The sequence below is a fragment of the Halosolutus sp. DAT137 genome, from assembly GCF_059736405.1.
The window spans coordinates 1,181,389-1,205,962 of the sequence record NZ_JCAQID010000001.1 but is presented as its reverse complement, the minus strand read 5'-3'; the positions used below and the strand labels follow the sequence as shown (position 1 = coordinate 1,205,962).

Sequence of the window (24,574 nt, the reverse complement as noted above, 5' to 3'; positions counted from 1 at the left end):
CGATCGCGGCTAGTCGAGGAGTTGGCTCGCCTCGAGCGGTCGCGCGTCTTTCCAGTATCGCTCGTGAAGATCCCGCGCCCACCGAACGACGGCCGCGTCGTCGCTCTCGAGGGACGCCTGTACCATGCCGTTGTCGTCGCGGACGAGTATGTTGACGACGCCGTCAGCGATCGTGATCGCGAGTGGAACGTCGCCGTCACAGATTCGGATTTCCGCGTTCTCGGCGGTGAGGAGCTCCCGGAGCCGCCGTCGCAACACTGCATCCTCGGCAACCGGCTCGATCGCGCTCGCCGAAAAGACTCCCTCGAACGTGCCGCCCTGTTCGACGGTTCGCTCGCGGATGACTTCGAGCGTGCGCTCGTTGAACGCGTGGGAGACGACCAGAACGCGATCGGCGTGCTGGACGAGATCCGTCACCCGTCGAACCGGCGCGCTCGGTCGCGTCTGGCTCGGGACGACGATCGTCGCGTCGTGGAGGCGGCGCAGATCGAAGGTCATCTCCTCCGTCGGGAGCCAGTCGACGATATCGCGAAGTTTCGCCTCCGTTTCGAGGATGTCGTAGAGGTCGGTGATCCCGTCGGCCACGAGTTGCCCCGTTGCGGTCGCGGCGTAGCCGTCAGCCGTCCGCTCGACCCAGTTCCGCTCCTCGAAATCCCGGAGTACGCGGCCGAGCGTCGGCTGTGATGCGCCCGTGCGTTCCGCGAGTTCCCGTCGCGATCGCGCCCCCTCGCTGACGGCGTTGAGCACGTCGATCCGGTTGCCCGAGAGCGCGAGAAACTCGATCTCCTCGAGAACCTCGTCCATACCACCGACTGGGACCAATCGAGGAAATGGCTTTCGGGTCGTGAATAGATTTCATGCCGTGAACGATCGTGGGAGGGGAGAAAGACGAACGCGGCTCGGGCAATTTTCTTTCCATGAATATATTTCTGAATTATCTTATGTAGCCCCATCTCTTCGTTTTGCATACGCCATGATCGACGAACTTCGAACGAACACCCACGTCTCGCTGCGCGGGACGCGTTCGCCCCTGGAGGTGTTGGACCGACAGTGAACCGTCGATCGATCGCCTTCTTCGTCCTGTCCAGTCTGTTCTTCGGCGGGACGTTCGTCGCGGCGAAAGCCGGACTCGAGTTCTTTCCGCCCCTGCTATTCGTCGCGCTCCGGTTCGACATCGCCGCGGTCGTTCTGGCGAGTTACGTCTATTACACGACCGCCCGAGAGGAGCTGCTCCCGTCGACGCGAGACGACCTCGTCGGCATCTTCGCGACCGGCGTGCTCGTCATCGGGCTGGCGAACGCGTTCCTGTTCGTCGGCCAGCAGTACGCCACCAGCGCCGTCGCCGCGATCGTCTTCAGCCTCAACCCGATTCTGACGCCGGTGTTTGCAGCCGTGCTACTCTCGAACGAGCGCCTTTCGGCTCGCGGCGCGATCGGCATGGCACTTGGCCTCCTCGGCGTCGCGCTCGTAGTGAACCCGGATCCCGCGATGCTGGCCGGCGGCGACGCGCTCGGCCGACTGCTCATCTTCGCCGGTGCTGCCAGTGCTGCACTCGGTGCCGTCCTCATCCGCCGTGCTGGGGGCGGCACGCTCTCGAGTACGGTCCGTATCGCGTGGGGATTGCCCGCCGCCGCGGTGCTCACTCACGCCTTCGCCTGGGGGGCCGGCGAATCCGCGGCGACGATCGCGTGGACGCCCGCAGCGATCGTCTCCCTCGCCTACGTCAGCATCGTTGCGGGCGTCCTCGCGTACATCGCCTACTTCGCCCTGCTCGATTCGACCGGCGCGATCAGATCGAATCTCGTCTTCTATGCGGTTCCGGCCGTCTCGACGATCGGCGGCTGGGTGGTCCTCGACGAATCGATCGCGCCGCTTGCGGCCCTCGGCTTCCTGACGATCTTCGCCGGCTTTACCGTACTCGGCAGCGAGTCGATCGACGTTCGATCGCTGGTCCCGCGGCGACTGGGCGGTTCCAGCCGTTCTGGCATCTCCGGGGATCGTCACTCGCGGGAGGAACCGCGCGGATTCAGGTCGGACTGACGGCACGTCCTGAGGGTGGCGGTTTCGAGTGATCGAGAGCCGGCGATCCGGTAGACAACGATTTCGGACAGAACCGATCGCCCGACCTCGAAGGAACAACTCGAAATCGAGTACTCGTTTCCCAGCAGGTAGGAATCTGGTATCGAGTATATCTGGGTATCCGGTCTATCTCTATCCGTAAGAGGTGACAGACAATGTCCACGACGACTCCAAACCGACTCGAGAGCCGCTACGGTGGGATCACGCTCACCGGAACTCCCCACGCGCTGAGCGCGTGGTTCGTCGTCGCCCTGCGATTCGTGCTGGGTGGGATGATCCTGTTCGCCGGCATCGGCAAACTCACCGGCGAACCGTTCGACGCCAGCGGCTTCCTGCTCCACGGCGTCGATCCGGCGAGCCCCGTTAGCGGGCTTTACGCCGCCATGGCGAGCAACGCGATGGTGCTCGAGATCATCAACGTCGTCGTGCCGGCGACGCAGGTGCTGATCGGCGTGGGCCTGATCGTCGGCGGTCTGCTCCGGCTGGCCGCACTCGGCGGTGCGCTTCAGATGATGGCGTTCTACCTCGGCGGCTGGCAGGGCGATTGGCTCGCGCTGTTCGACAGCACGCTGATCTACGCCGTCCTGTTCCTGGCGCTGGCGGCCTTCGGGGCCGGGCGCATCCTCGGCGCGGATCGCTACATCGAGCAACTCGAGGTCGGCGGCCAGAACCTGATCGATCGGTTCCCGAGACTCCGCTACGTCCTCGGCTGACCGGCCGTTTTGCGATCGGTCGTCGGGACGAACGCCGACCACGATATTCGCCGCTCGTTCCTACCGAACCGCTTCAGTCGCGTCGCTGATAATTTCCAGTGCCTCTTTTAGTTCCTCCATTCCCGTCGCGTAGGACAGTCTGGCGTACCCCTCGCCGTTCGCGCCGAAGGCGTCGCCCGGAACGACGATCACGTCCCGATCGAGCACCGCCTCACACCAGTCCTCGGGGACTTTCGGCATGACGTAGAACGCGCCTTCGGGTTTCGGCACGTCGAGTCCGGCGTCTTCGAGGCCGTCGAGGACCACGTCCCGGCGACGCTCGAACGCGTCGACCATCTCCTCGACGGGGTCCTGTGGTCCCGTCAGCGCCGCTTCGGCCGCGTACTGTGCGGGTGCGGAGGCACAGGCCTGGGCGTACTGATGGACCCGTAGCATCCGTTCGACCCGACGGTTCGAGCCGAGGACCCAGCCGAGTCGCCAGCCGGTCATCGAGTACGTCTTCGAACAGGCGCTGACGACGACGACGTTGTCCGTCTCCGCGAACTCGTAGGGCGATCGGTGCTCGCCCTCGAAGACGATGTGTTCGTACACCTCGTCGGTCAGACAGAGCACGTCGTGTTCGTCGGCGATGCGAGCGAACTCGCGCATATCGGCTTCGCTCTGGACGGCTCCGGTGGGATTTGCGGGACTGTTGACGACGAAGACGGCCGTCTCGTCGGTGATCGCGTTCTCGACGGTTGCCGGGTCCAGTGTCAGGTCCTCGCGAAGCCCGACCGGTTTCGGCGTTCCATCCGCGATCCGCGTCAGCGCGTCGTAGGAGACGAATCCCGGATCCGGGAAGATGACCTCCTCACCCGGGTCGACGTGGGCTTCGAGGACGAGGTGCAGCGCCTCGCTGCCGCCCGAGGTTGCGATGACGTCTTCGGGATCGACTGCGAGCCCGTAGTCGCGATCGTACTTCGAGACGATCGCCTCCCGAAGGGATCGCGTCCCCTTGTTCGACGTGTAGGCGTCGGTCAGGCCGTTCTCGATCGCCTCGATCGCGCCCCGGCGGGCGTGGGCGGGCGTCGGAAAGTCCGGTTGCCCGATGCCGAGGTTGATCGCGTCCTCGCCTGCAGCCTCGAAGACCTCGCGGATGCCGCTGATCGACACCTGCTCGACCCGACGTGAAAATTCCGTCATACATAGATGGGTAGCGTGAATCCGGATAACTCTTGATGTACTGGCGCCGGGTCCGATCGCCGTGGATGGGGCCCGCGACCGAACCGGCGATCCGGCAGTGTCAGCGATCGAACCGGCGATCCGGCAGTGTCAGCGATCGATCCGGTGATCCAGTCGTGTCGACGATCGAAACACTCGGCCACAACGAATATATCCTTTCTCTCGAATCACGGACGTGATGACCACGTCCCGACGCGCGTTGCTTGCCGGCGGTGCAACCGGAGCGCTTGCACTGACGGCGGGCTGTCTCGACTTCGTGACCGGCGACGGTCCGCTCGAATTCCACGCGGAGCAGGCCGCGCCCTCCCGGTCTGCGCTCGACGAGACCGGATACGAAGAACAGCTCATCGACCAGGAGACGATCGAGGAGTCCGTCGAGGCCGGCGTCGAACGCGAGGTCCGGGCGACCTACTGGGTGTCGACGTACGCGAGGGACCTGGAGTACGACGGCGAGCAACAGGAAGCGAGCCTATTCGCTGCCGTCTCACTGCCGGCGATGTCGATCGCCGGGCGGTCGTTCAACCCGCTCGACGACCTCTCGAACGAAGAGTTACTCGAGGAATTCCTCGGCCAGATAGAGAGCGACCAGGGGGAGATCGAAGACATCACCCACGACGAGACGTTCACGCTGTCGATTCTCGATTCGACTCGAGACGTCGATGTCTTCGTCGGTGAAACCGAACTCGACGGCGAACCGATCGATGTCGAACTCGTGATGAGCTCGTTCAATCACGAAGACGACCTCCTCGTCCTGCTGGGAACCCATCCGGAGTTGCTTGCCGACGAGGGACCGGCGATCGAGACCCTGATGGAGTCGGTCGAACACCCGGCGTAGGCGAATCGATCGTCGTTCTCTCGCCGGTGGCGCTCGCGGTACTCACCTTCTGCACTCGAGACTCTACCTTCTGTACTCGCGGTTCTCGGCTAGCTACTCCTCCCGTTCCAGAAACGGATTCGACAGACCGGAGAAAGTGAGCGCGATCGCGTCAGTAGAACTCGCGAACGAGATCCATCGCGTCGTCGGGTGCGCCGTCGGGAATCTCGGACATGTTTTCGGTGACGCCGTGTTGTTCGTGGTACGGCACCGAGTTCTCGTTTTTGTACATTACGCCCTGGTACTCCTTTTCGCCGTCGGTGATGACGCCTTTGGCCGCCTCGTAGTCGGTCGGGTCGTGGCCCTCCTCGTCTAAGTCGACGAGCGTGTCGCGGAAGTAGTCGTACGTGTCGACGTCGTTGAACGTGACACAGGGGCTAAAGACGTTGACGAAGCCGAAGCCGTCGTGTTCGACTGCCTCCTGAACGATCTCCTGGTGGCGAAGCGCGTCCGAGGCGAACGACTGGGCGATGAAGCTGGCACCCGAGGCGAGTGCGAGTGCGAGCGGGTTGACCGGCGGCTGTTTCGGACCTTCGGGCGTCGTCGAGGTCTCGAAATCCGATCGCGAGGTCGGCGAGGCCTGACCCTTGGTCAGCCCGTAAATGCGGTTGTCCATGACGACGTAGGTCATGTCGACGTTCCGCCGAACGGCGTGGACGAAGTGGCCGGCACCGATCGAGTAGCCGTCGCCGTCGCCGCCGGCGACCATCACTTCGATGTCGGGGCGGGCCATCTTGACCCCCGTACCGACGGGGAGCGCTCGGCCGTGGACCCCGTGCAGCGCGTAGCTGTGCATGTAGGTCCCGATTTTGCCGGAACAGCCGATTCCCGCCACGATAAACGTGTTGTCGGGGTCGTTGCCGGTCTCGGCTAAGGCTTTCATCATGCCGTTCATCGTCCCGAAGTCGCCGCATCCGGGACACCACGTCGGCTGTTTATCTGATTTGAAGTCGGTGAATCTGACGTCGGAGCTCATTGTGCTGGCACCTCGGCTGCGAGTTGGTCGGTGATCTCTTCGGCGAGTTCGTCCGCCTTGAAGCGGACGCCGGTGTACTTGTTGATGCGCTTGAGGCGGGTAAGCGTGTCGTGCTCCAGCAGGTCTGCGAACTGGCCAGTGGCGTTACACTCGACGACGATCACGTCGTCTGCCGCCTCAATCTCGTCGCTCAAATCGGGACGCGGGAAGATGTACGGCACCGAGATGACGCGAACGTCGATCCCGTCTTCTTCGAGGTACTCGAGGGCTTCGGCGAGTGCACCCTCGTTCGACCCCCACGAGATGACGAGGTCGCCGGCGTCGGGGTCGCCGAACTCGCGGTAGTCGAAGTCCTCGCGTTTCTGGGCGGTCTCGACCTTCCGGTAGCGCTTGTCGACCTGCTGGACGCGCTCGTCCTGTTCTTCGGTCCGGCGACCCAGTTCGTCGTGTTCGAGACCCGTGCTCATGTGCGCCCCGTCGATCGTGCCGGGAATCGCACGCGGGCTGACGCCGTCGTCCGTGACGGCGTGGGCGCGGAAATGACCCTGGGCGTCGAGCCACTCGCCTACCTCGTCGTCGTCGACGAGTTTGCCGCGATCGATCTCGACGGCGTCCATGTCGAAGGTTTCGGGCGCGAACGTCTGTTCGGTCACCGACATCGCCAGATCGGAGACGAGGAATACGGGTGTCTGGTACTTCTCTGCGAGGTTGAACGCCTCGATCGTCTTCCAGAAACACTCGTCGATCGACGTCGGGGCGACGACGAACCGCGGCACTTCTCCGTGGCCGCCGTACAGCGCCATGTTGAGGTCGCCCTGTTCCTGTTTCGTCGGCATCCCCGTCGAGGGACCCGAGCGCTGGACGTCGGTGATGACCAGCGGCGTCTCGCTGGTCGCGACAAGTCCGAACGTCTCGGTCATGAGGTCGATCCCGGCCCCTGACGTGGCGGTCATCGATCGCGCACCGGCGCGTGCAGCGCCGAGGGCCATGTTGATCGCCGAAAGCTCGTCTTCGGCCTGGACGACGTGGCCGCCGTAATCCTCGATGCGGCCGGTGAGATACTCCATAATCGTCGTCGCGGGCGTGATCGGATAACCCGCGTAGAAGCGACAGCCGGCGGCGAGGGCACCCATCCCGATCGCTTCGTTGCCGTTGAGGAGGACGTAGTCGTTGTCGGTCGTCTCGAGGTTGTATCCGAGGTGGTCGAAATCGTAGTGTTCCTGGACGTACGCCTGGCCGAGTCGGGCTGCTTCCTTGTTGTTCTCGACGATCTTCGATCCCTTGCCGCCGAAGCGTTTCTGGAGGGACTCATCGAGGTACTCGACGTCGAAGCCGGTGATCTCACACGCAGCGCCGAGCGCAACGATGTTCCGCATGATCGCTCCGCCTGCGTCCTCCGCGAGCGACTTCAGCGGGACGTCTACGGCCGCCATCTCGTCGGGAATCTCGGCCTCCCAGGAGCGTTCGCCGTCGTAGATGATGGCGCTGCCCTCGTGGAGTTCGTCGAGGTTTTCGTCGATCGTCCGCTGTGTTAACGCGACCAGAATGTCCAGTCGATCGACGACGCTCTGGACGTCGTCGACGGAGGTTCGAATCTTGTACGCCGTGTATCCACCGCGGATTCGCGACGCGAAGTCTTTCGACGTGAACACGTGCCGTCCGGCCCGGGAAAGTGCCTGAGCGAAGATTTTTCCGGTGGAGTCGATACCGTCACCGGCTTCGCCTCCGATCGCCCAGTTGAGATCCTCAGCCATGTTAGGGCGAAACTTGCCTCCCACCTATGAAAAGACTTCTGAAACCCCGTCCTCTCCCGGAATCTCGGCGGGATGTTCACTCGAGATCGAAGTAGTATCTGCGTGCCGAACGGAATCCCTTTTCACGCTGCCACCGAACAGGCTCGACATGGAAGGGACCCCAGTGTCGGTCGAATCGGTACGTGAGGTCGGACCCGAGACCGTCGCGCTCGAACTCGAAACGCCGGACGCGTTCGATGCCGTTCCGGGGCAGTTCGTGTTGCTCCGGGCGGTTCCGGGCAGCGACGATCAACACGACGTCGACGAAGACGACGTCGTCATGCGCCATTACACGCTCTCCTCGCCCGGCGTCGCCGAGACGTTCGAACTCACGGTCGGCATCGACCCGGACGGCGAACTCTCGCCGTGGCTCGCCGGTCTCGACGGCGGCGAGACGGTTCACGTCGAGGGACCGTTCGGGACGATCACCTACGAATACGATCGAGACGTCGTTGCGATCGCGGGCGGTCCCGGCGTCGGGCCAGCCGTCGCGATCGCTGAAGCGGCCCACGATGCGGGCTACGACGCGGCCGTCATCTACCAGGACGACGAACCGGCCCACGTCGATCGACTCGAGGCGCTCGAGGCGGAGGGCGTCGACGTACAGATCGTTGCGGAAGACGCGGACGACGAACTCGCGGGCGCGATCGCGACTCGCGTCGACGACGGCCAGCTCTATGCCTTCGGGTTCGAGGATTTCGTACGCTTCGTCGCGGACGCGATCGACGAGGCCGGCGGCGATGCGGACGAGGCACTGATCGAGAATTTCGGGTAACGCGATCGTCGCTACGTATCGCGACCGGCTGTGGTGTTGTCGTGCGTTCTCCGAGGACTGCCCTCACGGACGTTCGCAGGGACCGCTCGCCCCACCGCAGTCTTTGCAAGCAGTGCGCCTACGCATGCTCACGTATTGCTTTACAAGCATGGTCGATGAGGACCTCGAACTCGAACGCGATCTGGGTGAGGCGACGATCGTCTACGAGGAACCGGACGACGGAACCGTCAGGAAGTCGGTACCGAACGAACACATCGCGTACTTTCAGGATCACTGGATCATCAAAACTGACGAGGACGACCAGGGCAACGACATCGTCCGGCGAATTCCAACCCAACGAGTACACTACGTCGAACGCTCCGTCGAACAGTTTCAGGAGGAAGTCGAGACACTACTCGATCGCGTCCAGTCGTTTGCCAGCGAACTCGGGACGAAGATACCGGTCGGTGGTGGGGGAACGGAACGCGAACCCGTCGAACCACACCGCATCGACGTCGAGAAAGAGGGGATCAACGAGGCCGGCGGCGACGGGCGGTAACGGAACGGACCACGCCGTTTGTCGGCCGCGTTCGACAGCCGCCCCACTCGAATGTACTGCTACGCCGACAGAGTCACTCGCCGATCGTAGCGCGGAGTTGGCGCTCGATGCCGGTGATCTCGAAGCGCGCGCCCCCGTCTTCCCCGTCGGTTATCCGCAGCTCCCAGCCGTGTGCGTCGACGATCGTCTCGACGATCTGCAACCCAAAGCCCGTCCCCTCCGGAGCTGTCGAGTAGCCGGATTCGAGCACGGTTTTCCGGTCTGCCTCTGGGATACCGGGACCGTCGTCCTCGACGAAGAAGCCGTCTTCCAGCGTACCGACCGTGATTTGGACGTCGGCACCGCCGTGTTCGATCGCGTTCCGAAACAGGTTCTCGAAGACGTGTTGTAACATCAGTAGATCGGCGAGGACGGATTCGTCCGTTTCGACCTGCAGTTCCGCCGCGGTTGCGGCGACGTTTCGCCACGCGTTCTCGACAACGGTATTCAACGCCACCGATTTCGGCTCGTCGATTCGCTGTCCCGCCTTTGCCAGTACCAGCACCTGTTCGATGATCTCTTCCATCCGCAGGTGCGCGGCGTCGACCTCCTCGAGCGCGTCGCTTTCGGACTCCGCTCGCGCCAGTTGGAGATAACCGCGAGCGACGTTGAGTGGATTTCGGAGGTCGTGGGAGACGGTCGAGGAAAACCGTTCCATCTGCTCGTTTTGATGCGTCAACAGTTGCTGTTGGCGTTGTTGCGTGGTCTCGTCCCGAAAGAGAACGACCCAGCCGATCCGTCGCCGGTCACGAGTTAGTGCCTCCACGAGCACCCTGTAGTAGGCCGCCCCCTCCGGTGAGTCCTCGATTTCGACGAGGTCCCCCGACGCGGTCTCGGGATTGAACTCGGGAACAAGCGCGCTAACGGACGATCCGAGAGCGGTGTTTCGCGCTTCGAGTAGCGATCGCCCGTGATCGTTTGCGTGAACGATCCGCTCGTCTCGATCGAGGACGAACAGACAGTCCGGCGTGTGTTTCATCGCGGTCGTGTACGCGAGCGGCGGCAGGTCGAACAGGCGATACCGAAACAACAGGAGTCCAGCCGCTGCCGTCGAGACCGCGGCGGACAGCGGGACGAAATTTATCGTATCGCTGGTAAGTGGCGGGATTTCAGCGATCGAAATCGCCGCTGTCACGGGTGGTGTAATAATTGCAACGCCTAGTAGCACCGACTGCAAGTAGTACTCCGAGCCGATACGCGCCGTCTCTGCGACCGTTATACCGATCGCGATCAGGACGAATACGGCGCTATACACCGAAAAAAGCACGAATCCAGGACCATCGACCACTCGCAGGATCGCGAGGCCGTTCTGCGTAAATTCAGTCTCAGCGACCATTACGCCACCGGGATCGAGCAAGACGAGCGAAACGAAGAGGGCCGGCAGTACGAAAAAACCACCCAGCACCTCGAGACGAAGCCACCCCGTTCGATCGGTGTAGGCGGCCACGAAAAGAACCATGAGGGGCGGCAAAAAGGCGACGGGGACGTGAAGCAGTCGGTAAAGCAGCAATTTGGTTTCCGGGTCGGTGTGGAGCAGTTTGAGCGCCGAAAACCCGGTCCAGAAGACGGTGACGACCGCGATCGAAAAAAAGACAATCACGATCGGGGCTCGTCGCCCTCTCCAGAGTGCGACCGTCGAGTAACCGGCGAGAAAGAGCGAGACGACGGTCGCGAACAGTATTGGCAACACAAAAACAGTAAATTGCCAACTCATACCAAATCCCAGTCGTATTCGGTCTTAGTAGTTCCGCCTCACGTACCCAGTTCGACTACTGCGGTGCGATCGATCCGTACCGAGCGTATCCCGCGGTTCAGTAGAGGAGAAATATTGGACTAGAACTGTGTGAAGGCCGCCCCCGCTTCGGTCGGACCGATCACGATTCGCGACCGAGAGCACGCCCGTGCTGATCGGTATCCGAACGGGTATCAGCGTCCCGGGTCGCGGCGATCGATTCGTAAGGACTGTTGTTCCGTGTTAACGGTGATCGCCGTCCCGTTCGAGCGATCGTTGGTACCACATCACGACGATCCCACTCAGTGCTCGACGAATTCGATCAGGATGCCGCCGGTATCTTTGGGATGCAAAAAGGCGACCTCGTGGCCCCACGCCCCCGGCCGAGGTGCTTCGTCTACGAGCGCCACGTCGTGCTCGCGGGCGGTCGCGAGTGCCCCATCGATGTCGTCGGTCGCGAGCGCGAGGTGGTGGATTCCGGGACCGTTGCGCTCGAGATATTGGGAGACGGTACCGTCCTCGATCGGTTCGAGCAGTTCGAAGTAGCCGTTTCCGCAGTCGATAAAGACGACGCGGAGTCCGTCGAACCGCTCCTCGTGGACGGTCTCGAGTCCGAAAAGGTCGCCGTACAGGTCGGCAATCGCCGACGCGTCGTCGGTCGCGATGCCAGCGTGATCGAAGTGCATAGCTTCCATTCGAGGTGGAGCGGGCGTTACTGTTGTGGTCGTTGGTCGTACTTTCGTGGTCGATCGCCAACAGCGTCGATCCCGACCGTTCATACGGATTAGTGTCATCAATTACCGACGAACGGCCAAGACGGTTCGCCGTTCGTCGGTAACTACGGACACTAATCCGTATCAGTCGAGGCCCAATCTCGCCGCGAGCCGATTCCAGAGGCCGTCGCCCGCGTCGAACACGGCGCGCATCTCGTCGTCGCTCAACTCGAAATCGAAGATATCGGCGTTCGCCTCGATGTGATCCCGACTCGCGGCTTTCGGGATCGCGGCCACGAACGGCTGCTGGAGGAGCCACCGCAACGCGACCTGGGCCGCAGTCTTGTCGTACCGCCCCCCGATCGACGCGAGTCGATCGTCGCCGGGGACCGCGCCCTCCGCGAGCGGACTGTACGCAGTCAGGCAAATCTCGTGTTCGATGCAGTACTCGAGCAGATCGGGTTGGTGGTGGTAGGGATGGTACTTCACCTGATTTGTGACGATCGGCGTCTCCGAGTAGTCCCGCGCGTCCTGAAGCTGGTCGATCGAGAAGTTGCTCACGCCGATGTGGTCGACTGCTCCGTCGTCCTGTAGCTCGTTCATCGCCTCGAGCGTCTCCGAAACCGGCGTGTGCGATCGCGGCGCGTGGATCAACAGGAGGTCGACCGTCGACAGGCCGAGGCGATCGAGACTCCGCCGCGTGGACTCGAGGGCGTCGTCGTAGGCGAGATTTCCCGTATTGAGTTTGGTCGTGACGAAGATCTCGTCGCGATCGACCGCGCTGGTCTCGATCGCGGACCCGACCGCATCCTCGTTGTCGTACATCTGGGCCGTGTCCACGTGACGGTAGCCGGTATCGATCGCGATTTTGACGGCGCGTTGGCACCGCTGACCGGTCATTCGGGCCGTCCCGAGTCCGAGCGCGGGAATCGATGCGCCGCCGGCCTCGATCGTCGGTGTCGAGCTGTCCGCTGCGTCCATACACCCCGTTCGTCAGTGACCTTATTCAACCTCAGGCCGGCATACAGCGGAGGACTACGAACGCCACGATCGAATCGATCGACTCGCCGATGCCTTCGGCGGCCTCGGGGCGCTGTTAGAGTACCCGGTCGAGTGAGCGGATGCGGATTCGGGCGGGAGTTGGTGACGAAGAGAGGACTGTCGATCGTCCATTCTTCGCCCCTGTGATTTGGGCCAAGTGTTTTACAATCGAACGATGGCTAGAGGGTATGTTCGACGAATCCGACGTGACCTACGTCGATAAAGTCTGTGCGTACATCACCCGTGGCCGAGGTGAGGTGCTCGTCTTCGAGGGACCCGACCACGACGGCCTGCAGGTCCCGAAAGGGACGATCGAACCCGACGAAGCGCCGCGTGCGGCACTCCACCGCGAGGTCGAAGAGGAGACCGGACTCAGCGCGCTTCGATCGGTTCGTCACGTAACGAGCGACGTCTGGACGCGCCGTCTCCAGCCGCCGAAGCGGTACAGGCGGCACTTCTATCACGCGACGGTCGACGACGACCGCGACGGCTGGACCCACGTCGTTACCGGCGAGGGCGACGAACGGGGGTCGACCTTCGAGTTCTCGTGGCTCGACCTGCCCGCGACCCGCGACTTTGCGCTGGCGCTCGACGACTATCTACATCTCCTCGAGCGATCGCAGTCGCCAGTACACTGACGCGAACGCCGGGTATACTGTCGAACGAACGATAGAAATTCGATCGCGATCGGCTTTTGTTACACCGCGCTGCCGGGCTGGTACTCGCCGAACTCATCGCGCAGGACGTTACAGATCTCGCCGACGGTCGCGTAGGCTTTCACCGCGTCGATGATGTACGGCATGAGGTTCTCGTCGCTGCGGGCTGCCTCGCGGAGGGCCTCGAGTGTCGCGTCGACGGCCTCGGTGTCGCGCTCCTCGCGGGTCGTTTCGAGGCTCTCGATCTGCCGTTGCTGGTCTTCCTCGGTGACCTCTTCGACGTCCATCGCCGGCTCCTCGTTGACTTCGAACTCGTTGACGCCGACGATGATTCGTTCGTTCGTCTCGATCTCTTTTTGTCGATCGAAGGCGGTGTCCTGGATCTGACGCTGGACCCACTGCTGTTCGATCGCTTCGCGCGTGCCGCCGCGCTCGTCGACTTCCTCGAGAATGTCGTAGGCGTCGTCCTCGACCTCGTCGGTGAGCGATTCGACGTAGTAGCTGCCGGCGAGGGGGTCGATCGTGTCGGCCGCGCCGGATTCGTGGGCGAGGATCTGCTGGGTTCGCAACGCGGTCCGGACGGACTCTTCGGTCGGCAGCGCGAGTGCTTCGTCTTTCCCATTCGTATGTAGACTTTGGGTCCCCCCGAGGACCGCAGCGAGCGCCTGATAGGCGACGCGGACGACGTTGTTCTCGATCTGCTGGGCGGTCAGCATCGAGCCCGCAGTCTGGGTGTGGAACTTGAGCTGTTTTGACTTCGGATCGTCCGGATCGAACCGTTCGTCGATGATGTCGTGCCACATTCGCCGGGCGGCCCGGAACTTCGCGACCTCCTCGAAGATGTTGTTGTGGCCGTTGAAAAAGAACGAAAGCTGCGGTGCGAAGGCGTCGACGTCGAGGCCGGCTTCGATCGCGGTTTCGACGTACTCGATGCCGTTGCCGAGCGTGAACGCCAGTTCCTGGGCCGCCGTCGAGCCGGCTTCGCGAATGTGGTAGCCCGAAATCGAGATCGTGTTGAACTTCGGCGTCTCCGCCGCACAGAACTCGAAGATATCCGTGATGATCCGCATCGAGGACTCGGGCGGGTAGATGTAGGTGTTGCGGGCGATGTACTCCTTGAGAATGTCGTTCTGGATCGTCCCGCGAAGCTGTTCGCGATCGACGCCCTGCTGGTCACCCACCGCGATGTACATCGCGAGCAACACCGAGGCGGGCGCGTTGATCGTCATCGAGGTCGAGACCTCGTCCAGCGGAATGCCGTCGAAGACGGTTTCCATGTCCGCGAGCGAGTCGATCGCGACGCCGGCTTTCCCGATTTCGCCGGCGGCCATCGAGTCGTCGGAGTCGTATCCCATCTGCGTCGGCAGGTCGAACGCCATCGAGAGACCCGTCTGGCCCTCCTCAAGCAGGTAGTGGTAGCGCTCGTTGGTGTCTTCCGGCGTCGAAAAGCCGGCGTACTGGCGCATCGTCCACAGCCGCCCGCGGTAGCCGGTCGAGTAGACGCCGCGCGTGTACGGCGGTTCGCCCGGGTTGCCGAGGTCCTCCTGGTAGTCTACGTCCGCGATGTCGGTCGGCGTGTAGAGCCGATCGACCTCCTGGCCGCCCGTATCGGTCGTGAACGTTTCCTTGCGCTCGCCGAACCGATCGAGCACCGGTTCGACCGTCTGCTCGTGCCAGGTCTCTTTGCTGGCACGAATCTCGGCCAGTTCGTCGGAATCGAACATTATCGTTGTTGAGGTCCGGACGGGGCTTGAAGGTTGGTAAACCCGACGAACCGCACCCGGGAACGGTTGCGGCCGTGTTTCCGGGAATCCACTCTCCTCGCGTCTCGCACTACCGGCCCGTATCGTACTTGTACGTCGCGGCGTCCGGATCGATTCCGAAATCCTCGGGGGACTCTTCGCTCGAGTCCTCCGGTTGAGTCTCCGTGGCTCCTTTGAACGCTTCACGCAGCCGATCGGGCAGTCGGAATCGATCGATCTCGATCGAAAGTGGGACCGCGTCCGGGTCGATGCGATCGCGTTTGGCTTCCAGTCGATCGGATAGCGGGCCGGGCAACTGCGAGTCGTCGATCCGGCGGAAACCGAACTGGGCGAGGTACGCCCCGCCGCTGGTCAGCGCGTAGACGGTCTCGAACCCTTCGTCGCCGGCGTACTCGAGGAGGCGTTCGACGATGTGGGCACCCACGCCCTGATTTCGCCACCCTTCGAGGACGCCGATACTGGTGAGTTCACAGACCGCGTCCGCGCGTCCGTTGCCGCCCCCGTCCTGATCGCCAGCCGCCTCGGCATCGAGTTTATGAATGCGAATGCGACCAAAGCCGGCCTTTTCGCCGGAGATCTCGTCGACGGCGACGACGTAGTCTCGCGAGCGGAACGCCGTATCGTCAAGTCCCATTGACTCGATGTGATCGAGAAGCCAGACCTCCTCTCGGTTTTTCGCGTCCCGCACGTACATGATTTGACGTAGGTCATCTGCCGGCAAAAGCGTTTTCGGGGCCTCGTACCCGATTGACATCCCTCCCGACTCGTTCGACATACCGTACCCGCCCCGTTGCGAGTCGGGCTACAAAAACATCGTATAGACGCTCATTGACCTGCACCTTACAGACAATTGTATGCACATCTGTGGATGCTCGTGGCTTCCACGGGAGTCATCCGATCGATTGACTGGCTGGATCTCGACTCGACGGAACTCGAGGTAGGAGCGTCAGTGGACCGTTACGTCGCCGTTTTCGACCGTAATATCGAGCAGGCTCGTCGCCTCGAACGGGGTGTCGTCGAGCGCCGACGGTCGACTTTCCGCATCACGACGACGAAATTAACCATTTCGGCCCCGATGTCTTCGAGCGCAGTACAGATATCGTCGCTCTTGAAACTCAGTGCACACCCGATCGCAGGACGGCGTTTCGATCGACCGTCTTCATGACCTCGACGACGACCTCGCACAGCAGGTCCGGATCGAGCATGGAAACGCCGTTGCTGATCGGGTAGACGAGATACTCGTAGCCGTCCTTTTCGATGATCGGTGCCTCGTCGAGCGACGCGATGAGCTACTCCATACCGCCGATTCGAACAATCGGGGCAAAAACGGAGCGTTATTCGTCAGTCGGATCGCTGGCGGCTGTCGACAGGTCGGAGAGGGAAACGGCCTCGAGCGCGATCGATCGCTCCCCGGAACCCGCCTCGCTTCCGACGGCAAACGCGGCGCGACCGGGCGTGGATTCGTCCGCGTCGCTTTTTTGCTCCTTCGGCGAGTCCTCTCTCTCGCCCGGCAAGACGATCGTCGCGTCCGCGAGCAACGGGGCGATCACGCCCGCGATCACAACCCGAACGTCCGAAAGCGGCGCGCGGACAACGACGCGGTCGGTGCGCTCGATTCCGTACTCGTCGATGACCTCGCGGGCGGCCGCGATGGCGGACGCGTGCGTAATCGTCCTGTAACCGTCGGTCAGCAGTTCCGTCTCGGGATCGACATCGAGCGGCGGGAACGACGGGTTTTCGCTCCAGAGCCCCGCGTCGAAGTGATGGACATCCGGCTGGTCGGGCGCGTCCCCGTAGCCGACTCGCTGTGCCCCGCGGGGGAGGTCGTATCGATCGAGGGCCGAGGCGGGGGCGACCAGCGCCCGAAAGTCGTCCACCTCAGCGAGTGCCGTCGGCGGGTCGAAGCGGGTCCGTGCCTCGAGCAGTGTCGTCCCGAACAACGCGATCAGCGCCAGCGGTCCCTCGCCGACAATGCCGACGGTGACGCCCTCGCGAACGCCGGCGTGGCGCAGGAAATTGCCCGACTTCCAGGCGGTCGTACACAGCCAGTGAGCGTCGTACTCCCGCCCGGTCGCGTCGACGAGCGCCGTCCGATCGTCACGCCGGTCCCGTGTAAACAGGTCGTCGACTGTCGTGGCGTCCATGCGAATCGATCGGGAGGGAGGCGAAAAAAGTGCGCCGACTCGGGTTGCTCAGGATCCGTGATCGCTTAGACCGTACGGTTGCTCGGACCGTGCCATCGCTCAGAACGCCCGCTTGATTTTCTCGAAGAAGCCCTCGGCGACCTCGATTTCGTCGCCGCCGGCCTCCGCGAAGGCTTCGAGGGCCTCTCGTTGCTCTTCGTTGAGCGAGTCCGGCGTAACGACCTGAACTTTGACGTAGAGGTCGCCCTGACCCCGTCCGCGGAGGCGTGGCATCCCCCTTCCTCGGAGCCGGAACGTTTCGCCGCTCTGGGTTCCTTTTGGCACGTCGAACTCGACCGAACCGTCGACTGTGGGCACTTCGACGGTGTCGCCGAAGGTCGCCTGCGGGAACGAAATCGGCAGCCGGTAGCGGAGGTCGTCACCATCTCGCTCGAACTCCTCGTGCTCAGCGATCGATACGTCGATCAAGAGGTCACCGCTGGGACCGCCTTCGGGACTCGGTGCGCCTTCGCGCTCCATCCGGAGCGTTTGGCCGTCCTGAATTCCTGCGGGGACTTCGACCGTCAGCGTCGTTTCGCTTCGCACGTACCCCTCACCGCGACAGTCGCTACAGGTTTCCGAGTAGAGGGTACCCTCGCCGTCACAGCGCGGACAGGACGTCGTCTGCTGGACGCGTCCGAGGGGCGTCTGCTGGACCTGGGTCACCTGGCCGCGACCCTGACACTCCGGGCAGGTCTGGGCGTCGGCATCGGGCGGGTGACCCGCGCCGTCACAGGTGTCGCAGGCTTCGGGCCGTTCGACCGTGAACTGCTTTTCGACACCCTCGTAGGCCGCTTCGAGGTCGATTTCGAGCGTGGTTCGGAGGTCACGCCCCTTCCGTGGACGACTTCGACCGCGCCCGCGGCCACCGCCGAAGACCTGCTCGAAAATGTCACCGAGGCCGCCGCCCATACCACCTCCCATCCCGCCGAACGGATCGCCGCCCATGCCGCCGGGCCCGTCCTGGCTGGCGTCGAATCCGTGCTTTTCGGCCTGCTCGTACCGATCGTGTCCCATCCGATCGTACGCCTGGCGTTTTTCCTCGTCGGTGAGGACCTGTTTCGCCTTCTGGATCTTCTTGAATTTCTCTTCGGCGTCCGGATCGTCGCTGACGTCCGGATGGTACTCGGTGGCCTTTTTCCGATAGGCCTGTTTGATCTCCTCGGCTGAGGCGTCAGAACTCACGCCGAGTACGTCGTAGAAATCCTCGCTCATTCGTTACCCCATGGTAGTCGGTTGAGCCACTTGAAACGAACGTTCCCGCGCGAGCGCCGCCACAGCGCTGCCGTCGGTCACTATGCTCCCGGCGGATCGGTTACCCACGCACGTCGATTACGCCGAGGACGATCAGCAACGGGTAGATGAGAACCATCGACTGGAAACCGAGACTAGGGGTAAACGGGGCTGCGAAATAGAACCCGGCGAGCAACGCCACCGCGTACAGTCCACCCCGAATGCCACGCGATCGACGATCGAGTCCGGACGCGGCCGGGCAGATAGCGACGCCGAACGCGACGGTTGCGAGCGAGACGGCGACGGGAACGATCGGCGTCGTCGTCACCACGCTGGCGGCTGCCCCACCGTACGCGCTGAGGGCGAGGATCGCAGAGAGAAAGACGCCGCGAGCCAGGTACCGCCGATATCCGTCGCGAGTTCCGAGCGTCGCGTCGTCGATGTTCGGCCACTCCGTGCCGGTATCGAGGTGCCCGCTGCGACGAAGCCCGATTCCGAGCGGGAGACAGATCAAGGCGACGATCGCCCCGAGAACCACGTCGCTCCGTCTGATCGGTGACTGAAAGACGACCCACAGCATCAACCCGGTGAGCAACAGCACCTGCCCCAGCCCGTAGAAGACGATCGAGTCGATCACGTCCTCGCTCCACCCGGTGTTCGGACGGAGCCGCCGCCGTTCGCTGCCGTGGGAGTCGGGAGGCGAGGTCACTATCACTGAGTACGACGATTCGGGACTAAAACGTTTGGAAAAATAGAGGTTGGGGCGAGAATCAGTCTTTTCCGATTCAGATCGACCCGCTCCCACGAAAAAATGGTGTGCGGCCTTGCTCGATAACGACCGCTACGCTGATGACGGCGAGATGGACTCGTAGCGGCGCCGGTGCCCGCGTTCGATCGCTTACGTCCGCAGTCGGACGATTACGTCACGGTTCGCGCCGCCGCCGATCGTCGTCGTCCGTTTACTCCTCGTCGTCAGTGTCTACGTCCTCGAAGTCGGCGTCGACGAATTCCTCGTCGTCGCCGGCAGCGCCGCCTGCAGCACCTGGACCGGGGTTCGGACCGCCGCCCATGCCGCCCGGACCTGCACCGGCAGCGCCGCCAGCGCCGGCCGCACCGCCCGCGGCACCGCCAGCCTCGGCACCGGCCTGCTGGTAGACCTGCTTGCCGATTTCCTGGAGCTCCGTGCTCAGGTCTTCGGTCGCGGCCTCGATATCCTCGGCGTCAGCTTCGTTGTCGTCGATCGTTTCCTCGACGTCTTCGATCGCGGCCTCGATATCGCCACGCAGGTCGTCGTCGACCTGTTCGTTCTCTTCGAGGAGCGTCTCGGCGCGCTGGATCGTCGCCTCGGCCGTGTTGCGGGCTTCGATGCGCTCGCGCTTTTTCTTGTCCTCCTCGGCGTGCTTTTCAGCTTCTGTCTGGAGTCGATCGATCTCGGCATCGGAGAGGCCGGCACCGCCTTCGATGGTAATCTCCTCAGTGGTTCCGGTGCCCTTGTCCTCCGCGCTCACGTTGACGATCCCGTTCTCGTCGATGCTAAACGTCACCTCGATCTGTGGGGTTCCAGCCGGTGCCGGCGGGATGCCGGTCAGGTGGAACTCGCCGAGCATCTCGTTCTTTTCGGCGAGTTCGCGCTCGCCCTGGAAGACCCGGACCTGCACGGAGGTCTGGTTGTCCGCGGCGGTGGTGAAAATCTTCGACTCTTCGGTCGGAATCGTCGTGTTCTTCTCGATGAGTCGCTCGAAGAGGCCACCTTTGACCTCGATACCCAGCGAGAGTGGCGTCACGTCGAGCAGAACGATGTCGTCGACTTCGCCGCCGAGGACGCCACCCTGAATCGCCGCGCCGAGCGCGACGGCCTCGTCCGGGTTGACGTTCTTCTGGGGCTCTTTGCCGGTGAGTTCTTCTACCTTCGCGCCGACCTGTGGCATCCGGGTCGAGCCGCCGACGAGGAGCACCTCGTCGATGTCATCCTTTTCGTAGCCGGCGTCTTCGAGCGCCTGCTCGGTCGGCTCGACGGTGCGATCGATCAGGTCCGAGGTGAGCGACTCGAACTTCGCGCGAGTCATCGACTCCTCGAGGTGGATCGGGCCGTCGTCGGTCGCGGTAATAAACGGCAGGTTGATCTCGGTCTCCTTGCGCGAGGAGAGTTCAATCTTGGCCTCCTCGGCGGCGTCTTTCAGTCGCTGGAGGGCCTGGCGATCGTCGCGAAGGTCCATCCCGTGTTCCGCTTCGAACTCCTCGGCAAGCCAGTCGATGATCGCGTGGTCCCAGTCGTCGCCGCCAAGGTCGTTGTCGCCGTTGGTTGCGACGACCTCGTAGACGCCGCCACCGAGGTCGAGGATCGAAACGTCGAACGTCCCGCCCCCGAGGTCGTAGACGAGCACCGTCTGATCGGACTCGTCGTCGAGACCGTACGCCATCGACGCCGCCGTCGGCTCGTTGATGATGCGCTCGACCTCGAAGCCGGCGATTTCGCCGGCGTCTTTGGTCGCCTGACGCTGTCGGTCCGAAAAGTACGCGGGGACCGTAATGACGGCTTTCTCGACCTCGTCACCGAGATAGTCTTCAGCGTCGCGCTTGATCTTCTGGAGAATCATTGCCGAGATCTGTTCGGGCGTGTACTCCTCGTCCTCGACCTCGACGGTGTATTCGTCCTCGCCAATGTGGCGTTTGATCGACTGAATCGTTTTTTCGGGATTCTGGACCGCCTGGTTTTTCGCCGGTTTTCCGACCAGTCGCTCGTCGTCGTCGGTGAACGCGACGACGGAGGGCGTCGTCCGTTCTCCCTCGCCGTTGACGATGATCTCCGGGTCACCGCCTTCCATTACGGCGAACGCACTGTTCGTCGTCCCAAGGTCGATTCCGAGAATCTTGTTGCTCGCCATCACGAAATCTGTTGCGGGCACTTTGGTTTAAAGCTTACCACCGAAACGCGATCGCACTTGGTATTATCGATGTATCTCGGTTTCGGGGGCCGTCCGATACCGTCGGCTGGTTGGTACTGATACCGAGCCGATCGCGACAGTGTGTGACAGTCACGGTCCGGACGAGGGGACACGGCTGTCTCCGAACTGTGTACCGCACAGAGCACCCCTACTGCGAGGAGTACCCCAACGGTCCGGACGGAGATACCAACAGTTCTGCCGGCGGAGTTCGAGAGCCTCGTCGGTTACCTAAACCGAGGGCTAAAGCTCCTTCCTCAGCGAGCGCCGAAGGTGCGAGCAGGGAGGGAATACAGCGTTCACAAGAGCAAGCTCTTTTGCAGCCTATCAGAAACGCTCGCGTTTCTGAGGACGTCCCCAGAAATCAAAGATTTCTAGTGTGCGAACGAGACGCGGCGCGTCTCGTCAACGCCGCTCGTGTTTCTTGGATTGTTCTACAGCAGGTTCGCAGGCCCACGCTATCGGCAGCTTTATGTTTCTACTTGGTTTAAACATTGGTAATGGATCGGTACGAGGTCGAAGGGCACGAAGTCCACGAAGCTGAAGTCAAACCAACCGGCAACGGCGCTCACGTACTCGTTCCCAAGCGGTGGCGAGGTGCCACTGTCAAAGTCGTCCGCGTCACCGACCCGTCTGACGAAGACGAGTAGATCATGCGCTACAACTACAGGTATCGGCTCAAACGGACGAACTCCACGAACGGTTAGCGTGGACTGTCGATACCTGCCGACAGGTCTACAACCACTTTCTGCACCGACTCAACCGAGTAGACGGCACGTCCGCCTACTCCGAACAGTCGGTACTTCCCGACCTCAAACGCGAGTGGACCGAACTCAAGCAGGTTCACTCGAAAGTGTTGCAGAAGGTCGTACAGCGGCTGTACGACAATCTCTCGACGCTGAAGGGTCGGAAGGACAATGGCTACCGCGTCGGCGAACTACCGCAAGCAACAGCGCATCGTTGCCAAACGTCACGCCGAGCTTCAACGGAAGCGCTGGGACTTCTTGCACAAGCTCTCGAACCACTATGCGCGAGAGTACGACCTCGTGGCGGTCGAAAACCTCAATGCGAAGGGCCTAATGGAACTTCCGTCGAACAGCCGCAACCGTGCCGGGGCGGCGTGGGGAACGTTCCTCCGGATGCTCGAATACAAGTGCGAACGCGAAGGCACACACTTTGTGGCCGTCGATCCGGCCGGAACAACCAAAGAGTGTGCGGCCTGCGGTGCCGAGTCGGACAAGCCGCTGTGGGTACGCGAACACTCCTGTCCATCGTGCGGGTTCACGTCGGACCGGGACTGGAACGCCGCCTACAACATCTTGGTACGCGGACTGAAGCAAGTAGGGACGGGCTGTCCCGAATCAACGTCCTCAGAATCGCATGGCGATTCTGATGGGCTGCGAAAATCGCTGCGCGATTTTCGAACGCCTGCGGAGACTGCGCTCCCTACGGGAACCCATTCGGTTCCTGCAAAGCGCGTCGTGGAAACAGGAAGCCCTACCCTCAAGGAGCGAACGGCGTCAGCCGTGAGCGAGTAGGGTGGGGAGGAAGTCACGATGTATCCGCTGTATCCGTTTCTGGAAGCGCCTCGACGTTAAACACGTAGTCCGCATAGGCGCCATCGAGATTCACGGGGCTCTCTTCGGCCGTGTGCTCTCGACACAGGACAGCCGTCGCTTCGACGGCACCCTGACCGGTTTCCTCCTGATATCGTTCGACGACGGTGAACGCCGCCTGCTCGGTACAGTCTCGGCGGTGGCATTCGCGGGGCGAATCGACGGATTCGGCCTCCGTTTCATCCTGTTCGTCCGCCGGTTCGGGTTCGTCGGTACGCGACCGTGCCTCCGTGAGTTCCCGCTCTCGCTGGCGCTTCTCCGTGTCGTGGGCTTGCTTGTCTCGCCCTTTTTTGGTGTCCGCCATATCGATGAACACGCGTGTGAGCGGCATAACGATATGGCCGTCACCTGAACGTGACGCGGCGGTCCGCAGTCGGGGGCAACCCGACGTGGTCACTGTTCCCGATCGTCCGATTCGTCGGGACCGTTCTCGACATCGTCCGCACCATCCGTTTCGTCTGCGACCTCGCCGCCGAGTTCGATCGCTTCGTCGCCGTCGTCGTCTGGCGCTTCCTCGGTATCGGTCTCCGAACCGTCGTCGCCTGCATCTCCGGCGTCAGAGTCGTCACCGATCTCGTCGCTCGCTGAGTCCTCGGTCGCTGCCGATTCGTCAGTCTCGCCACCGGCATCGTCGGACTCGTCGGCACCGTCTTCGTCCCCAGTTCCGTTGGCCGCCCCGAGTTCGCCGTTCGAGACCGTCACCTGCGCGTTCTGGATAACCTTCTCGCCCATCTCGTAGCCGGGCGTATAGACGTCCGCAACCGTCCCTTCGGGCTCGGCGCTGTCGACTTGCATCATGACCTCGTGGCGCTGTGGGTCCGTCTCCGTGCCTGGCTCGGGATCGATCTCGGAGACGTTCTCGTCCTCGAGGATCCGATCGAACTCGCGGAGGGTCATCTCGATGCCGTCACGGAGACTGTCGACGTCCTCGCTGTCCTCGCCAAGGGCGCGTTTGAGGTTGTCACGGACGCCGATGAGCCGTTCGACGAGGTCCTCTGTGGCCCGGTCTTTGATCTGTTGCTGGCGCTTTTTCGCCCGCTTCTTGTAGTTCTGGAAGTCCGCCTGCTTGCGCTTGAGCCGACTTTTCAAGTCCTCGATCTCGGCTTCGTACTCCTCGATTCGCTCCTCGCGTTCGCTCAGCGACGACTCGCGCTCGTCGAGTTTCTCCTGAAGCTCGCCGATCGTTTCGGCCTGGGCCTCGACGCGTTCGGTGAGATCCTCGAGTTCGTCGCGCTGGTGGCTGACCGTCTCGTTGCGATCGCGTGCCTCCTCGACGATCGCGGTGACGCTGCGGGCGAGGTCGTCGTCGTACTCGGAGATCTGGTCCAGCAGCTGCTGGATATCTTCGCTCGTTTCGGGCGCGTCGACGACGTCCGTCTCACTCGCTCCGTCCGCTTCGTTCGTCGTTGATGCTGCCTCCGGTCCCGGGCCCGGTTCCGCGTCCGATGGCGACGAGTCGGTCTCGGTTTCCTCGACCGAATCCGGTTCTTCCGCCGACTCGTCCGCGTCGGCGACGTCCGTCTCGCCGTCGTCGGATCGCTCCTCGGACGGGACACCCTGGGCGGACGCGTTCGTGCCCTCGTCTTCGCTCATGTGCCAGTCAAGGAACAGCGGTAATAAAAGGGTTGAGGTACGGTCGTAGTAGCGTTCGAGGGCGACGGGGCCAGCGCACTCGACCCGGCGAAAC

General features: G+C 62.7%; 22 protein-coding genes and 2 pseudogenes. 8 read left to right on the top strand and 16 right to left on the bottom strand.

Going from position 1 to position 24,574, the window contains the following annotated elements; genetic code table 11:
• Window positions 1-9: 9 nt before the first annotated feature.
• Window positions 10-804: a helix-turn-helix transcriptional regulator gene (locus tag AC6I6L_RS05800; RefSeq protein ID WP_497916760.1), complete on the bottom strand. Its 795-nt coding sequence runs from the start codon at window positions 802-804 to the stop codon at window positions 10-12.
• A 246-nt stretch (window positions 805-1,050) separates the two neighbouring features.
• On the opposite strand from AC6I6L_RS05800, the gene AC6I6L_RS05795 reads away from it, so the two are divergent.
• Window positions 1,051-2,040 (top strand): DMT family transporter, encoded by a 990-nt coding sequence (locus tag AC6I6L_RS05795; RefSeq protein WP_497916759.1) that lies wholly within the window; start codon window positions 1,051-1,053, stop codon window positions 2,038-2,040.
• 194 nt (window positions 2,041-2,234) lie between these two features.
• Window positions 2,235-2,792: a DoxX family protein gene (locus AC6I6L_RS05790; protein WP_497916758.1), complete on the top strand. Its 558-nt coding sequence runs from the start codon at window positions 2,235-2,237 to the stop codon at window positions 2,790-2,792.
• Between the two features lie 60 nt (window positions 2,793-2,852).
• Here the strand turns inward: AC6I6L_RS05790 and AC6I6L_RS05785 are convergent, their stop codons facing one another.
• Window positions 2,853-3,974 carry a pyridoxal phosphate-dependent aminotransferase gene (locus tag AC6I6L_RS05785; RefSeq protein ID WP_497916757.1) on the bottom strand — a complete coding sequence of 374 codons (1,122 nt, stop codon included), beginning with the start codon at window positions 3,972-3,974 and terminating at the stop codon, window positions 2,853-2,855.
• 217 nt (window positions 3,975-4,191) lie between these two features.
• Between AC6I6L_RS05785 and AC6I6L_RS05780 the strand changes: the two genes are divergently transcribed.
• Complete coding sequence (locus tag AC6I6L_RS05780; RefSeq protein ID WP_497916756.1) at window positions 4,192-4,848, top strand: DUF6517 family protein; 657 nt, start codon at window positions 4,192-4,194, stop codon at window positions 4,846-4,848.
• 151 nt (window positions 4,849-4,999) lie between these two features.
• On the opposite strand, the gene AC6I6L_RS05775 is transcribed toward AC6I6L_RS05780, so the two are convergent.
• Window positions 5,000-5,863, bottom strand: a complete 864-nt coding sequence (locus AC6I6L_RS05775) for a 2-oxoacid:ferredoxin oxidoreductase subunit beta (RefSeq protein WP_497916755.1) — start codon at window positions 5,861-5,863, stop codon at window positions 5,000-5,002.
• Window positions 5,860-7,617 carry a 2-oxoacid:acceptor oxidoreductase subunit alpha gene (locus tag AC6I6L_RS05770; protein WP_497916754.1) on the bottom strand — a complete coding sequence of 586 codons (1,758 nt, stop codon included), beginning with the start codon at window positions 7,615-7,617 and terminating at the stop codon, window positions 5,860-5,862. The genes AC6I6L_RS05775 and AC6I6L_RS05770 overlap by 4 nt, the downstream gene beginning before the upstream one ends.
• Window positions 7,618-7,765: 148 nt before the next feature.
• Between AC6I6L_RS05770 and AC6I6L_RS05765 the strand changes: the two genes are divergently transcribed.
• Both AC6I6L_RS05765 and AC6I6L_RS05760 read left to right on the top strand, forming a co-directional pair.
• Complete coding sequence (locus AC6I6L_RS05765; RefSeq protein WP_497916753.1) at window positions 7,766-8,431, top strand: ferredoxin--NADP reductase; 666 nt, start codon at window positions 7,766-7,768, stop codon at window positions 8,429-8,431.
• Window positions 8,432-8,579: 148 nt separating this feature from the next.
• Window positions 8,580-8,969 (top strand): hypothetical protein, encoded by a 390-nt coding sequence (locus AC6I6L_RS05760; RefSeq protein WP_497916752.1) that lies wholly within the window; start codon window positions 8,580-8,582, stop codon window positions 8,967-8,969.
• Between the two features lie 73 nt (window positions 8,970-9,042).
• On the opposite strand, the gene AC6I6L_RS05755 is transcribed toward AC6I6L_RS05760, so the two are convergent.
• The 3 genes from AC6I6L_RS05755 to AC6I6L_RS05745 form a co-directional block, all read right to left on the bottom strand.
• The gene (locus AC6I6L_RS05755; RefSeq protein ID WP_497916751.1) at window positions 9,043-10,722 is read right to left on the bottom strand and encodes a sensor histidine kinase; all 1,680 of its coding nucleotides are present in this window, start codon (window positions 10,720-10,722) and stop codon (window positions 9,043-9,045) included.
• Window positions 10,723-11,042: 320 nt separating this feature from the next.
• Window positions 11,043-11,426, bottom strand: coding sequence for a methylmalonyl-CoA epimerase (gene mce / locus AC6I6L_RS05750; protein WP_497916750.1), 384 nt, complete (start codon window positions 11,424-11,426; stop codon window positions 11,043-11,045).
• A gap of 171 nt (window positions 11,427-11,597) precedes the next feature.
• On the bottom strand, window positions 11,598-12,434 hold the full coding sequence (locus tag AC6I6L_RS05745) for an aldo/keto reductase (RefSeq protein ID WP_497916749.1): 837 nt from the start codon (window positions 12,432-12,434) through the stop codon (window positions 11,598-11,600).
• 248 nt (window positions 12,435-12,682) lie between these two features.
• Here AC6I6L_RS05745 and AC6I6L_RS05740 point away from each other — a divergent pair, with 248 nt between their 5' ends.
• Window positions 12,683-13,132 (top strand): NUDIX hydrolase, encoded by a 450-nt coding sequence (locus AC6I6L_RS05740; protein WP_497916748.1) that lies wholly within the window; start codon window positions 12,683-12,685, stop codon window positions 13,130-13,132.
• Between the two features lie 59 nt (window positions 13,133-13,191).
• Here AC6I6L_RS05740 and AC6I6L_RS05735 read toward each other — a convergent pair whose 3' ends face one another.
• From AC6I6L_RS05735 to dnaK, 7 genes and pseudogenes are all read right to left on the bottom strand, one after another.
• Window positions 13,192-14,874, bottom strand: coding sequence for an acyl-CoA mutase large subunit family protein (locus tag AC6I6L_RS05735; protein ID WP_497916747.1), 1,683 nt, complete (start codon window positions 14,872-14,874; stop codon window positions 13,192-13,194).
• Between the two features lie 109 nt (window positions 14,875-14,983).
• Window positions 14,984-15,607, bottom strand: a complete 624-nt coding sequence (locus tag AC6I6L_RS05730) for a GNAT family N-acetyltransferase (RefSeq protein ID WP_497916746.1) — start codon at window positions 15,605-15,607, stop codon at window positions 14,984-14,986.
• A gap of 252 nt (window positions 15,608-15,859) precedes the next feature.
• Window positions 15,860-16,199 (bottom strand): annotated as a pseudogene (locus AC6I6L_RS05725) (hypothetical protein).
• 48 nt (window positions 16,200-16,247) lie between these two features.
• On the bottom strand, window positions 16,248-17,057 hold the full coding sequence (locus AC6I6L_RS05720) for an acyl-CoA synthetase family protein (protein WP_497916745.1): 810 nt from the start codon (window positions 17,055-17,057) through the stop codon (window positions 16,248-16,250).
• A gap of 99 nt (window positions 17,058-17,156) precedes the next feature.
• Window positions 17,157-18,311 (bottom strand): molecular chaperone DnaJ, encoded by a 1,155-nt coding sequence (dnaJ, locus tag AC6I6L_RS05715; RefSeq protein WP_497916744.1) that lies wholly within the window; start codon window positions 18,309-18,311, stop codon window positions 17,157-17,159.
• A 100-nt stretch (window positions 18,312-18,411) separates the two neighbouring features.
• Window positions 18,412-19,038: a DUF8215 family protein gene (locus AC6I6L_RS05710; protein WP_497916743.1), complete on the bottom strand. Its 627-nt coding sequence runs from the start codon at window positions 19,036-19,038 to the stop codon at window positions 18,412-18,414.
• A gap of 250 nt (window positions 19,039-19,288) precedes the next feature.
• Window positions 19,289-21,214, bottom strand: a complete 1,926-nt coding sequence (gene dnaK, locus AC6I6L_RS05705; RefSeq protein WP_497916742.1) for a molecular chaperone DnaK — start codon at window positions 21,212-21,214, stop codon at window positions 19,289-19,291.
• Window positions 21,215-21,771: 557 nt separating this feature from the next.
• On the opposite strand from dnaK, the gene AC6I6L_RS05700 reads away from it, so the two are divergent.
• Entirely contained in the window at window positions 21,772-21,921 is a 150-nt protein-coding gene (locus AC6I6L_RS05700) for a DUF2080 family transposase-associated protein (protein ID WP_006666493.1), read from the top strand.
• Between the two features lie 3 nt (window positions 21,922-21,924).
• A pseudogene (locus AC6I6L_RS05695) lies at window positions 21,925-22,809 on the top strand (RNA-guided endonuclease InsQ/TnpB family protein).
• A gap of 13 nt (window positions 22,810-22,822) precedes the next feature.
• Here AC6I6L_RS05695 and AC6I6L_RS05690 read toward each other — a convergent pair.
• Both AC6I6L_RS05690 and AC6I6L_RS05685 read right to left on the bottom strand, forming a co-directional pair.
• Window positions 22,823-23,191, bottom strand: a complete 369-nt coding sequence (locus tag AC6I6L_RS05690; protein WP_497916741.1) for a hypothetical protein — start codon at window positions 23,189-23,191, stop codon at window positions 22,823-22,825.
• Window positions 23,192-23,280: 89 nt separating this feature from the next.
• Window positions 23,281-24,480 (bottom strand): nucleotide exchange factor GrpE, encoded by a 1,200-nt coding sequence (locus AC6I6L_RS05685; RefSeq protein ID WP_497916740.1) that lies wholly within the window; start codon window positions 24,478-24,480, stop codon window positions 23,281-23,283.
• Window positions 24,481-24,574 lie beyond the last annotated feature (94 nt).

Excerpts from the sequence above, each read along its gene's own strand:
- AC6I6L_RS05770 (WP_497916754.1), bottom strand. The coding sequence starts at position 7,617 with ATGGCTGAGGATCTCAACTGGGCGATCGGAGGCGAAGCCGGTGACGGT.
- AC6I6L_RS05760 (WP_497916752.1), top strand. The coding sequence starts at position 8,580 with ATGGTCGATGAGGACCTCGAACTCGAACGCGATCTGGGTGAGGCGACG.
- AC6I6L_RS05735 (WP_497916747.1), bottom strand. The coding sequence starts at position 14,874 with ATGTTCGATTCCGACGAACTGGCCGAGATTCGTGCCAGCAAAGAGACC.
- AC6I6L_RS05730 (WP_497916746.1), bottom strand. The coding sequence starts at position 15,607 with ATGTACGTGCGGGACGCGAAAAACCGAGAGGAGGTCTGGCTTCTCGAT.
- AC6I6L_RS05745 (WP_497916749.1), bottom strand. The coding sequence starts at position 12,434 with ATGGACGCAGCGGACAGCTCGACACCGACGATCGAGGCCGGCGGCGCA.
- dnaJ (WP_497916744.1), bottom strand. The coding sequence starts at position 18,311 with ATGAGCGAGGATTTCTACGACGTACTCGGCGTGAGTTCTGACGCCTCA.
- AC6I6L_RS05790 (WP_497916758.1), top strand. The coding sequence starts at position 2,235 with ATGTCCACGACGACTCCAAACCGACTCGAGAGCCGCTACGGTGGGATC.
- AC6I6L_RS05690 (WP_497916741.1), bottom strand. The coding sequence starts at position 23,191 with ATGGCGGACACCAAAAAAGGGCGAGACAAGCAAGCCCACGACACGGAG.
- AC6I6L_RS05755 (WP_497916751.1), bottom strand. The coding sequence starts at position 10,722 with ATGAGTTGGCAATTTACTGTTTTTGTGTTGCCAATACTGTTCGCGACC.
- dnaK (WP_497916742.1), bottom strand. The coding sequence starts at position 21,214 with ATGGCGAGCAACAAGATTCTCGGAATCGACCTTGGGACGACGAACAGT.
- AC6I6L_RS05765 (WP_497916753.1), top strand. The coding sequence starts at position 7,766 with ATGGAAGGGACCCCAGTGTCGGTCGAATCGGTACGTGAGGTCGGACCC.
- AC6I6L_RS05720 (WP_497916745.1), bottom strand. The coding sequence starts at position 17,057 with ATGGACGCCACGACAGTCGACGACCTGTTTACACGGGACCGGCGTGAC.
- AC6I6L_RS05740 (WP_497916748.1), top strand. The coding sequence starts at position 12,683 with ATGTTCGACGAATCCGACGTGACCTACGTCGATAAAGTCTGTGCGTAC.
- AC6I6L_RS05775 (WP_497916755.1), bottom strand. The coding sequence starts at position 5,863 with ATGAGCTCCGACGTCAGATTCACCGACTTCAAATCAGATAAACAGCCG.
- AC6I6L_RS05785 (WP_497916757.1), bottom strand. The coding sequence starts at position 3,974 with ATGACGGAATTTTCACGTCGGGTCGAGCAGGTGTCGATCAGCGGCATC.
- AC6I6L_RS05780 (WP_497916756.1), top strand. The coding sequence starts at position 4,192 with ATGACCACGTCCCGACGCGCGTTGCTTGCCGGCGGTGCAACCGGAGCG.
- AC6I6L_RS05685 (WP_497916740.1), bottom strand. The coding sequence starts at position 24,480 with ATGAGCGAAGACGAGGGCACGAACGCGTCCGCCCAGGGTGTCCCGTCC.
- AC6I6L_RS05800 (WP_497916760.1), bottom strand. The coding sequence starts at position 804 with ATGGACGAGGTTCTCGAGGAGATCGAGTTTCTCGCGCTCTCGGGCAAC.
- AC6I6L_RS05700 (WP_006666493.1), top strand. The coding sequence starts at position 21,772 with ATGGATCGGTACGAGGTCGAAGGGCACGAAGTCCACGAAGCTGAAGTC.
- mce (WP_497916750.1), bottom strand. The coding sequence starts at position 11,426 with ATGCACTTCGATCACGCTGGCATCGCGACCGACGACGCGTCGGCGATT.